The organism is Kribbella antibiotica (assembly GCF_004349055.1).
Classification (GTDB): Bacteria; Actinomycetota; Actinomycetes; order Propionibacteriales; family Kribbellaceae; genus Kribbella; species Kribbella antibiotica.
This window is the reverse complement of sequence record NZ_SMKX01000029.1, coordinates 68,168-78,756: the sequence shown is the minus strand read 5'-3', so window position 1 is coordinate 78,756 and position 10,589 is coordinate 68,168. Positions and strand designations below refer to the sequence as shown.

Below are 10,589 nucleotides of genomic sequence, written 5' to 3'. Positions count from 1 at the left end.
GGTCTGGGGTGGGTTGGTGGGTGGCTATGTAGGCGTGGTTGGTGTGGCGGCCTCGGGTTAGGCCTACGTAGAGGAGGGCTCGGGTGAGGTGGTCGGTGACTAGGAGGTGGGCGGTGTCGACGGTGGCGCCTTGGGCGCGGTGGGCTGTGGTGGCGTAGGCGAGTTCGACGGATTCTTGGACGTAGGTGGTGGGGAGGGTGACGGTGTCTTGGTTGTGGTTTTGGACGGTGAGGGAGCCGTCGGGCCAGCGGTGGATGACGGTCCAGAGGTTGCCGTTTTGGACGAAGCTGGTTTTGGCGTAGCGGAGGCGGCGGTTGTTGAGGCGGGTGACGATGTGGTCGCCGAGGCCGACGTGGGTGCCGTCGTGGAGTTGAATGCCGTCGGGTTCGACTTCGCCGGTGGTGATGCGGTCGAGGCGGGCGCGGTTGTTGAGGCGGGCGACGGTGGTGTTGTCGGCGGCGATGAGGAGGCTGGTTTTGCCGGCGTGGGTGTCGGTTCGCCAGGCTTGGTAGGCGGCGGTTTCCATTTCGTCGGTGGGGCCGGCGGTGAGGCGGTTGTGGTCGTCGTAGGTGTCGATGACGGTGAGGTTGCCGGTTCGGAGGGCGAGGCTGGCGTCGCGTTCCCAGGGGTTGGTGAAGCGCCAGACATCGGTGAGTTCGGCTGCTTGGGTGTCTTTGGCGATGAGGCGGAAGGCGCCGCCGGTGTCGGCGGCTCCGAGCTGGGCGTCGTCGCCGACGAGGAGGAGTTTGGCTCCGGCGGCGTTGGTTGCGCGGGCAAGGATGGCGAGTTCCATGGTGCTGGCCATGGAGGCTTCGTCGACGATGACGAGCTGGTTCTTGTGGAAGGTCCAACGGTCCTCCTCGGCGCGGAGACCGGCGAGTTGGGTCGCCAGCCGTTGGTGGCGGACTTTGCGGCGGCTGCGGTGGGCTAGCTGGGCGGCGTACTCGGTCTGTTGGAGGCGTTGCCGACGGGTTTCGGCGCCGAGCCCGGTTGATTCGTAGATCCATTTGGCGATGTTCTCGGTGGGGGAACCGATGGCGTCGGACAGGATTTGTGAGGCGGCTGATGATGGGGCGAGGGCGATGATTGAGCCGGGACCGTGTGTCGCCTGCCAGGTGGTGGCGAGTACGGACAGGAGGCTGGTCTTGCCCGTGCCGGCTGGGCCGATCAGAGCTTCTACTTTCTGTCCGCTGGTGGTGATCCGTTGGATGGCGTGGACCTTGTCGGCGCTGAGGTCGGTTGTCGGCATGTGTTCGTGGCTGACCTTTGGCCCGGACGGGTCGCGGGCCAGGTCGAGGAGTACTGATTCGGCGCCAAGGATGACTGGCGAGGTGTAGATCTGGCCGTTGTGGATGGTGAAGACGCTCTCGCCGCTGGCACGGGTCACCGGGAGGGCGACGAGGTCTGGCGCGGTGAGGCTGATTGAGTGCCGCTCGGCGGCCTCGACGATTAACTGGAGTACGGCGAAGCGCTGGTCGGAGGAGACGATTCGGATCAGGCGGGTCTGCCGCGCTGCCTCGGCCATGAGGTTCCACCGGGTCCACGTGGCTCGCTTGTTCTGCAGGGTCAGAACCGTTGCGGCGCCGTACGCGTCGATGGTCTCCGGACTCAGGTCGTCGGCAGCCAACGGTCGTTCGGGCCCGTGCGCGAGCGACTGCTGAATGCTCGCGATGACGGTGCTTCCGACCGCTTGGTTAGCACGTCGCTTCCAGCTGGCCAGCAGTTCTGCGAGTGGTCGCGCGAGGTGTTTTGGTGGCCGGTTCAGAAGGGTTGCCTGTTGCCTGAGGACATACATCTCGCGACGGTTGGGTGGGTGGAGATCGTCTCCGCGCTCGTCCAGGAGGAGTGCAAGGTTGGTCTCGATCTGCTCCGTCCTTGCCGAGAACTCTCTGATCAGATCGTCGGGGATTGCGTCGATCTCGAATGCCGGATTCCGGCGGGGGCCCCGTTCGCGGAGTTCCCAGGTCACTCCGAGGCGGCGGCTGAGGTTGTCGGCAAGGAGGACGTTGTGGATCTCGGACATTGCTGCCGACTGGAACAGAACACGCCCGTCCAGTGTTCGCCAGTTGCCGTCGGGGCCTTGTATGCGGTTGGCGACAACGACGTGGGTGTGCAGCTGCGGATCACCGGCGCGGGTGTCCCAGTGGTCGAAGGCGGCCGTGATGACGCCGCGAGTATCGAGCTGGGCGATCCCGTCGTGGCCGCTTCGGGTGAATGCAGCGTGCTGCTCGATGAGGTCAAGGACTTGTTGGACTGCCTCGTGATGTGCGGCAACGATCTGCTCCTGTACTCCGACGTCCGCAGTCGCCCAGAGCGCGGAAACTGACTTTGCGGGGGAGAACGTCAAGTCGAAGCCGGCGACAGCTTGCCGCGACTTTCTCCGCATCTCGGTCTTGCGGATTCGGTCGATCGCGGCATGCCGATCGTCATCGTTCAGGCCTGGATCGAGCACGCGGGTCTGCTCGTCGATGCGGCTCGTCGGACTCTTATAGACCCGGTATGGCTGTCCGAGCGTACGGTCGGTCAAGGGATCCTCGGCGCGCCCGTAAAGTGCCTCCATCTGTGCCTCGGAGACCTCGCTTCCAGCAACCAGTTGCCCATCGCCGAGGCCGACGAGCCCGGAACCTAACCAACGACCAGGCGGGTAGCCGGTCGCTGCGTAATACGCAGTCAGCGGTGTGGCCATACGACCGTCGATGTCGGCGGAAGCGATGTGACGGAGCAGGTATTTGTAGCCGTCACCAGCCGTCAGCCTGTGGATGCTCAGCATGCCGGCCCGCCTCCGGAACGGGCCTCAAACCCGCGCTGCATTTGGTGCATGCCAGCTCAACGCGCAGCGGGCTACGAGATCGCATCTGAGTTGATTCGCGGCCTTTTACCGGTAGGGCGTCCTGTTCGTCTGTCGCCAATCATGTGGGCTCAACGGTTGAGCGCGCGTGAGTTTGGTCTGTCAGCGTCGATCGGGGGTTGGGTTTGGGCGGCGGGTGTGGTCGCCGGCGGCGTAGGTCTTCCAGGTATTGCCGGCTTCGGCGGCGATTCGTTCTGCTCGTTGGCTTGTGTAGTTGAGCATTGTTGCCACGACGGGTGCTGGTGCTTGGAGCAACAGTTCGCGGATGGCTCTGGTTCTGGCGTTGAGATTGGGGATGCCGAGGTTCTGAAGGCGGAGCCGGACGCTGGTGGGGTGGATGGGTTGGCCCGCGCGGCGGCCGGGGAACAGTAGTTGGCTGTCGGGGTTGGTTGCGGTGGTGAGGTTCGGGCGGCTGGCGACGTAGGTGGTGATGTGCTCGGCGAAAGGTTCGGGGACGGGGACGGGCGGGTCACCGAGGCGGATCAGGAGCTGTTCGCCGTCGCGGCTGATGTCGGCGAGAGTGAGCCGGACGATCCGCGGCAGTGGTTGGGCGTAGAGCAGGATCAGCAGGGCGATGACGCGGTCGATCGGGGCGATGGCGGGGTCGGTGTGGATGCGCCGGATGAGGTCGATGCGTTGCTGGTTGCTGATGGGTGCGGGATTGTCGGTGAAGCTGGCGGGAACGGTCAGGCGCGCCATGGTGTGGTGTTCGGTTGCCCAGCGCAGGAACGATCGGACGTCTTGTCGGCCGGTGCTGTTGGCGGTGGCGAACCAGCTGTCCAGGTCGGTTTGGGTGCATTGCTGTGCGTCGTGTCCGCGGGTGGAGAGGTGGGCGAGGAAGGCGGCTGCTGCTCGGAGTTGGCAGCGGGCGTTTTGGTTGCGGTAGTGCCCGATGGGTCCTGTTTGGGCGGTAGTTCTGAGGCGTCGCAGGATGTGCCAGGTGCTGAAGCGGTGGAGCAGTTTGCGGTGCTCGGGGTCGGTGATGGTGTCGAGCCAGGTCGGGAGCCATTGCTCGAACAAGAACAGGTATCGGTCGATGGGTGGGAGGATTCCGCAGCTGATGAGCAGGTCGCGGACGTGCACGACTGAGCGCCAGGGCGTGAGTCTGCTGAGCCCTTCGTGGGTGAGCGGGACATTGCCTTTGGCCAGGGCTTGCAGGATGGGTGGGACGTGGGGTTTGGACAGCCAGAGGATCCCGGATCGGGGTCTGCTCATCGCGCAGATCGACGCGAACAGCGGCTGGAGTTCGGGCCGGATGCTGCTGGTGCCGTCGTCGAGGAACGTGGTGAGTCGGTCGGTGAGGACGCAGCGGCCGCAGATGCCGGCGTAGTGGAGCCAGCCTTCCTGGCCGCAGCGGGTGCAGGTGAAGTCGCCGAGACCGCCCGCGCAGTCGGTGCATAGTCCTTGGCCGCTGGCGCTGATGCCGGGCAGCATCCGGTCGGTGTCGCAGGTGCTGCAACGGCCGTAGGTTTCGCGGGCTTTGGCGAAGCATCCCGAGCAGATCGGGCCTTCGGGCCACCGCTTGACTGCCACCACCACGCGTTCAGTCGGGGGAGTGCTATCGGGTTGCGCGGTGGTGGCGCCTCGCAGGGGCCGGTGGCAGCGCGCGCAGCGTGAAGGTGTCGATGTCATAGAAGTGCGGGGGCCGGATCTAGTCGGTGATGCGGGCCCGTTTCGGGCGCAGGCCAGCGACGCTGGCCTTGGTGGGTGCGGCGGTGCCGCTGGCGGTTTTGCGGACGCCGAGGTTGACGGCGTCGGTGGGGATGAGCTCGCCGGGGTCGGTGTCGAAGATGTCGCAAAGCGCGGCGAGAACGGCCAGTGAGAGGCGTTCGGGTGTGCCGGTGACGAGCCGGTGGACCTGCGATGCAGACAGGTCGATCCCGCGTTCGTGCAGGAGCGGGACGAGCTCGGTGGTGGCGAACATCTGGTGCTCGGCCATGATGTCTCGCAGCCGCCACTGGTAGCTGACCTGGCGTTTCTGGCCTCTCATCGTTTGCCTCCTGTTGTTGGGGTTAGGGCGTCGGTGACCATCGAATCGAGGGCGCGGCGCAATGTTCGGGTGCGGTAGTCCGAGGACACGCAGGTGTAGATCGAGGTGGTCGAGGCGTGGTTGTGGCCGACCTGCTCTTGCACGAACCGCGGGTCCCAGCCGTCTTCGATCAGGTGGGTCACGTAGGAGCGGCGCAGAGAGTGGAAGTCCAGTGCGGGGTCCATGCCGAGGGCGTCGCGGTAGGCGGCCAGGCGCCTGTTCAGCTGCTGCGCTCCGACCCGCAACCCTCGTTCCGATGGCCATGCAGCCGCGTTGTTCTCCAGTCCGAAGTGGGGGCGGATCTCCGATTACGAGCGCGGCTGGTACTACTGGCCGCGCTCGGATGTACGAAACGCGTTCTGTCAGGTTTTCGGGGTGGAACGAGCACAAGACCTGGGTTTTCGCCCGCCGATCAAGCGGGCTCCCGCCGGCCTGGAGCCGGTCGATCTTCTGACGCTGTTGCAGCCACGAACCACATCGAGTCCGACGGAACGTGTGAAGATTCCTGCAGGTCGGTCGTACCTTGGGGCCGAGGTGGCTGCTCACTATTGGCCTGCCGATCGCATCGACAGGGGTGTCCTGTTGGTTGCCCCCGACGCCGAGAGTCTGTCCGTCCTCAACCGACCGGACCGACGTGCACTTGTTGTTGCGGTTGATGAGGACAGTCGGCACTATGTGGCAGACGGCTGCCGATTCACGGACCGCGCCGGTCGTCGTTTAGGTCCGCAAGCAGTGTCGTTGGCGAACATCGTCGACGACATGACAGTCGGCATCATTTGGGCGACAGCGAACGCAGACACGGCTCTGCTGGCCGATGATGCCCAACTCGTGCGCAGTCAGGGGTATGTCGCGCACCATGAGAAATCGGCGGTTTCGCGCGGTGTGATCGACGAGGTTCCGACCTTGAATCCGGTCGCTAGCCAGTGGTTGGGCTCGCGATTCTGCTCACGTCACATTGCACGGCATCTGAATCAGATCGAGGATGCTCCGCTGTTCTGGACTCGGGAGCAACGCGGTGAGGAGGCCACCGCCTGGCTGCTGTGGTCGCACAAGTTCGACTATCTCCGACGTACGTCGCGAAGGTTCACGAACATGCGTCGCGGGTTCTGCATCCCCGAGAGCGAGGTCACGGCATCTCCACAGTACGAGCGGGTCATGCTGCTGCTCGCGATGGCGCTGATGGAGGCGTTCGGTATCAGGGTGGAACTCAGCACGCAGCCCGAGCACTCCGTGGTCGAGGGCTTCGTGCTGGCCGATCGAGCGATCGTGGCCAACTGGCTGGGTAGCCCCGGGCTGTGGTGTGTCGAGGCGAGCGCGCCACAATCGCGCTTGATCACGTACCGAAGGCTCGCGGGGGAGGTCGTGAGCGACTCTCTGACGTCTCAGGCGACTCCGGCGAGGCGGCTCGCTGCGCTGGCAAGCTATCTGGATGTGCCGTGGGGCTGGTTCCGGCGGCGATGTGTCGAGCTGGCCGCCGTCGGTGTCGACGACATCGCTCATCCACGCAGTCGGCTGCTGTCCACCCGCGGCCTCAACACCGCGATTCGCTACGTTGCCTACATCGACGTACTCGAAGGAGACGATTTTGCGCGCCGCTGAACTGACCATGGGTCGGACCTTTGCAGTCCACTTCGACCACGGTGACGACTTCTACACTGCCTTGGCGGAGTTCTGCGCCGAGTACAACGTCCGTCAGGGCTTCATCCCGATGTTCATCGCGGGCATGCGCGAGGTCCAACTCGTGGGCACTTGCGAGAAGCTGGAGAACCCGGACGCGCCAGTCTGGAGCTCGGTGCACCTCGAGAACGTCGAAGCCGTCGGCGGGGGAACTCTCGCCTACGACGAAGAGTCGGCGACAGTCCTACCGCACATCCATGTGTCGGTCGGGCTGAAGGCTCATTCAGCTGTCGCTCACACCAGTCACCTGCTCGGCGCCAAGATCCAGTTCCTGACCGAGATGTATGTCGTTGAGGTGACGGGTCCGTCGTTCTCGCGGAAGCGGAACGCCAACCTGTACGACGTTCCTCTGCTCTCCTTCGGCGAATGAAGCTAAGCAGCAAACCCTGCTGCAGGTTGGCTTAGGAGGATTCTCTTGTCTGGTTTGAGCTCCTGGATCGCCGGATCTGGGTTCTGGATCGTCGTCATCGACGCGACCGTCGAGGCATGGACCACTTGGCGGCGTGGAGGAAGGCGCAAGATTCGCGGATCCCTGATCCGAACGCAGTTCCCACTGCGGCGCACCTGCGACGGTTGCTCGAGGCAAGTCAGGCTGCGGCACGGTTCTACCGCCGCGAACTGTTCAGGGAAAAGAAGGGGTGGTCACGTGACTATCTCAAGCGGGGTGGTGCTCTGGCGCAGCTCGACGAGGGGTCGAGGTGGATGGTCGGATACGCGCCGGCCTCGCGGTCACGGCTGGTAGATCATCTGAGAACTCTGGGCTTCGACCTGAAGACCATGCGGAACGCCGGACTAGGAGTTGTAGGCGCGGACGGAAGACTGGTCGACCGGTTCCGCGACCAATTGATGCTGCCGGCAAGGAACGACCGCCTGCAGATCGTCGGCTTCACTGGCGTACGGCGGAATGGTGACGGGATCTACTACAGCAGTTCACCGAACACGCAGATCTATCGCCGTTCAGGAAGTGTCATCGGGATCGCTGAACAACTCGAGATCCTGGCGGGGAGGGGCTTCCAGTTCTAGTGGACGATCCACTGGACGCCTTCGCGATCGAGAACGTCAGCCGCCTGGGTCGTGGTCGATGGGCCGGCATCCCGTTGTGTGGCGCACTGCTGTCCGCTGAACAGGCGCGGATCCTCGGGGGACATGCAGCAACAGACACCGTGGTCGTGATGGTGTCCGACAATGACTCAGCGCGCGAACGGGCGATCGAAAGCCTCCCTGATCTCGCCAAGATCTTTCGGCGGGTTCAGGCCGTCGACCTGTCTCGTGGCATCGCGCCAGCCGCCATGCGGACTACGCGCGGCGGCCTTCAACAACTTCATGAGGAACTGCTTCTCAGCCGGCCGCTGGTCGACTATCGCAGTCGCCGCCAAGCACGCCGCGCTCCAACGCGCCGTACCGATGACATCTCGCCAGACATGAAGCAAGGCCCATCTCCTGAGCTGTGACCCGGGAGGCGTGAATCATCGGGGTGTGCGCCAGTGGATGAGGATCTGGCCGCCGCATTTGCCGTCGGAACCAGGTTTGATCCAGGTGACATAGGGGCCGGTGAGGTGGACGTCGTTGCAGCCCCGCGCGGTGCCGACGCGCCAAATGGTGTGGTCGCTGAGGTTGGCGACGTACTGCCCGGGGTCGCCGCTGGAGCTGGCGCCGGCCGAGACGCCGTGGATGGATGACAGGCCCCGTCTTGCGGGCGTCGACCCACATCGCAGCGTGGGCCTCACCATCCGGAGGGCCTGCTGCGTGTGCGGGTTCGTCCTGGCTCAGGGCCCCCTGGTCTGGCGAACGCTGGCCCAGGAGGGATGCGGCCAGGACTCGCGTGCACGATCCGTACTTCAGCGTTGACACCGGGTTCGGAGGGCATCTTTCCTGCATGCTCTACTCGGCGTTCGTCTGCCCGTACTGGGCGTCCAGCGCAGGAAAGCTGGGCAAAGAAGAGCGCAGTCAACCCCGGCGCCCCTCGCAGAACCCGCCCGGCCATCCTCGGGCATCGAGATATTGTCATCCTGGTCCACGATGACGAGACCCGCCCGTTCCTGGGTCCTCCGGGCTCGAACGCCACGGAGCTACTGTTCGGGTACATCGACCTGGCCGGCGATGTGCCCTTCCGTGAGCCGCAAGATTTGCTCAAGCAGTACGACGCGGCGGTGGCCGACGACCTGCAGACCATCGACCTCACCGCCCGAACGCTCCTATTGGACAGAGTCCGACGAAGACAACCTCAACCTTCTGATCGCCGAAGGCCTCCGCGCGTTGGAGAACCGGCCCTTCCTTCGGCAAGTCCTCTACAACGCCGAGCCGAGAACCGCGTATCGGTTGCCGCTGCTCAACTGATTCCGGCGGTACCACCGCTAGCCTTGCGGCATGCCCGAGACAGACAACTCCGCCGGCCGGTTGCTCACGATCTTCAGCCGATACCGAGCCAGCTACAGTCCCACGGGCGGCCTTCTCCAACTGTGGGGCACGACCCTGGGGGCAGACGACGAGGCGGAGACGCGGAGAAGGGCCGCTTCGGTCGTCGATCTCCTTCGGCAGGTTCGGTGGCAGCTGGAGGATCTCGAAGAAGCCGCGTACGTCGAGATGTACGACGTCATCGCACCTGATCTGCTGCGAACGTTGATGTTGACCAGGGACGCCAGCACCCAGATGGGGCAGGGCCCGAGCGTTGAGGTGCCGGTCGAGCATCTGACTAGCCTGAAGGTCTTGTCGACCGTACTGCGGAGCAGCGGGGTTGTGAATGTCCGGGTCTCCGACGGGGTGCGGGCCGATCTGCGGAGCCGGATCCTGGAGGCGCTCGATGCCGCCCGGAACGATCAGGATCTGGGTCCGCGGGTGCGGGCCGCGGTTGTCGCCAGGCTGCATGACATTCTGCGCGCACTAGACTTGATTGACACCATCGGGCCTGAGGATGCGCTGGCCGCGGCCGAGCGCCTGGGATTTGTCTATCACGCTGTGGAAGAGAAGTCGTCAGGCATCGTCAAGGCCTGGAAAGCAGCGAGACTGACCTTCAGGGTCTTCCTCGTCGGCGGTGACACGTTGCAGGCGATCGAAGCCGTCAAGGACGTGCCGGAGCTCCTGCCTTGAGCCGTCGGCCAGGCGGGACCACGGACCGGCATTGATTGCCTGGAGCAAGGGTCCTGGAACTCCTGATCTAGGTTCCGCCTCGGGTGCCTCGCGCCGAGCGTCGAGGTATGGATCACTTGGCGGCCTGGAGAAAGGTGTGGGGCGACCGGGCCTCGACCCGAAGGCGGTTCCGAGCCCCGCGCAACGGGCGTCGGCTGCTCGAGGTGAGTCACGCCGCGGCCCGGTTCTATCGGCGAGAGCTCTTCCGGACGCTCAGCGGATGGGCTTAGGAGTACCTCGAGCGTGGCCGCGCACGAGACGTTCTGGAGCCGAACTGGCACTGGCTGGCCGGCTATGCGCCTGGCTCTGGTTCGCGACTTGTCGGCCAACTCAAGGCGCAGGGTTTCGACCTCGAGACGGTTCGCGGCGCCGGTCTCGGACTTGAAGAGTCGGACGGACGCGTGGTCGATCGGTTCCGTGACCAGCTGGTCTTGCCCGCTCGGGACGAATCGGCTGGCCGTCATCGGCTTTGTCGGTCGTCGTCAGGGCAGCGACGGCGTGTACTACGCGACATCGCTGGACACCCAGATCCACCGCCGGTCCCAAATCCTGGTTGGGATTGCGGAGCAACGGGATCTGCTGCAGCGAGGCGCGACGCCCGTGCTGGCTGGAATCCCGCTCCTGGACCGCCTGCTCTCCCGCCAGCAGGCGCGCGTGCTCGCCGTACATGCCAGCTTCGAGAAGGCACTCCTGCTGATCGAGAACGTAGTCCGCGCCGCCGATCAGCTGGCAGAGCTCACCGAGTGTTCAATCGAGTCCGCGCGATAGAACTCCTACGCGGACAGCCACCGGCCAGTCTATGGATGCGGCCGGGAGGTCAGCAGCAACTGTACGACCGGCTTGTCCGGAGTCGCCCGCTGACCGACTACAGCCCGGTCTGCGGACGGCGGCGTTCCCGGTCGATTGCTA

The 10,589-nt window shown here is 64.8% G+C and carries 11 protein-coding genes; 7 read left to right on the top strand and 4 right to left on the bottom strand.

Annotated elements, in window-relative coordinates; translation table 11 throughout:
• The 4 genes from mobF to E1263_RS13010 all read right to left on the bottom strand — a co-directional run.
• The coding region (gene mobF / locus E1263_RS13025) for a MobF family relaxase (protein ID WP_132167518.1) at positions 1-2,770 on the bottom strand (2,770 nt) is incomplete at its 3' end.
• A gap of 180 nt (positions 2,771-2,950) precedes the next feature.
• Complete coding sequence (locus tag E1263_RS13020) at positions 2,951-4,381, bottom strand: site-specific integrase (RefSeq protein ID WP_132167517.1); 1,431 nt, start codon at positions 4,379-4,381, stop codon at positions 2,951-2,953.
• A 118-nt stretch (positions 4,382-4,499) separates the two neighbouring features.
• Positions 4,500-4,838, bottom strand: a complete 339-nt coding sequence (locus E1263_RS13015) for a helix-turn-helix domain-containing protein (RefSeq protein WP_132167516.1) — start codon at positions 4,836-4,838, stop codon at positions 4,500-4,502.
• Positions 4,835-5,161: a tyrosine-type recombinase/integrase gene (locus tag E1263_RS13010; protein WP_272949660.1), complete on the bottom strand. Its 327-nt coding sequence runs from the start codon at positions 5,159-5,161 to the stop codon at positions 4,835-4,837. The genes E1263_RS13015 and E1263_RS13010 overlap by 4 nt, the downstream gene beginning before the upstream one ends.
• Positions 5,162-5,636: 475 nt before the next feature.
• Here E1263_RS13010 and E1263_RS13005 point away from each other — a divergent pair, with 475 nt between their 5' ends.
• The 7 genes from E1263_RS13005 to E1263_RS43620 all read left to right on the top strand — a co-directional run bounded on the left by E1263_RS13005 (position 5,637) and on the right by E1263_RS43620 (position 10,448).
• Positions 5,637-6,476, top strand: a complete 840-nt coding sequence (locus E1263_RS13005; protein WP_165956593.1) for a hypothetical protein — start codon at positions 5,637-5,639, stop codon at positions 6,474-6,476.
• The gene (locus E1263_RS13000; protein WP_132167513.1) at positions 6,463-6,924 is read left to right on the top strand and encodes a PPC domain-containing DNA-binding protein; all 462 of its coding nucleotides are present in this window, start codon (positions 6,463-6,465) and stop codon (positions 6,922-6,924) included. The genes E1263_RS13005 and E1263_RS13000 overlap by 14 nt, the downstream gene beginning before the upstream one ends.
• Positions 6,925-7,040: 116 nt before the next feature.
• Positions 7,041-7,577, top strand: a complete 537-nt coding sequence (locus E1263_RS12995) for a hypothetical protein (RefSeq protein ID WP_132167512.1) — start codon at positions 7,041-7,043, stop codon at positions 7,575-7,577.
• The gene (locus E1263_RS12990) at positions 7,577-8,005 is read left to right on the top strand and encodes a toprim domain-containing protein (RefSeq protein ID WP_132167511.1); all 429 of its coding nucleotides are present in this window, start codon (positions 7,577-7,579) and stop codon (positions 8,003-8,005) included. Before E1263_RS12995 ends, E1263_RS12990 begins: the two co-directional genes overlap by 1 nt.
• 661 nt (positions 8,006-8,666) lie before the next feature.
• The gene (locus E1263_RS12985; protein ID WP_132167510.1) at positions 8,667-8,891 is read left to right on the top strand and encodes a hypothetical protein; all 225 of its coding nucleotides are present in this window, start codon (positions 8,667-8,669) and stop codon (positions 8,889-8,891) included.
• 30 nt (positions 8,892-8,921) lie between these two features.
• Positions 8,922-9,641 carry a hypothetical protein gene (locus E1263_RS12980; RefSeq protein ID WP_132167509.1) on the top strand — a complete coding sequence of 240 codons (720 nt, stop codon included), beginning with the start codon at positions 8,922-8,924 and terminating at the stop codon, positions 9,639-9,641.
• Between the two features lie 456 nt (positions 9,642-10,097).
• Positions 10,098-10,448: a hypothetical protein gene (locus tag E1263_RS43620; protein WP_238161212.1), complete on the top strand. Its 351-nt coding sequence runs from the start codon at positions 10,098-10,100 to the stop codon at positions 10,446-10,448.
• Positions 10,449-10,589 lie beyond the last annotated feature (141 nt).

Bases quoted from the DNA above. Each gene is read 5' to 3' on its own strand.
- E1263_RS13005 (WP_165956593.1), top strand. From the start codon at position 5,637: ATGACAGTCGGCATCATTTGGGCGACAGCGAACGCAGACACGGCTCTG.
- E1263_RS12980 (WP_132167509.1), top strand. From the start codon at position 8,922: ATGCCCGAGACAGACAACTCCGCCGGCCGGTTGCTCACGATCTTCAGC.
- E1263_RS13015 (WP_132167516.1), bottom strand. From the start codon at position 4,838: ATGAGAGGCCAGAAACGCCAGGTCAGCTACCAGTGGCGGCTGCGAGAC.
- E1263_RS12995 (WP_132167512.1), top strand. From the start codon at position 7,041: ATGGACCACTTGGCGGCGTGGAGGAAGGCGCAAGATTCGCGGATCCCT.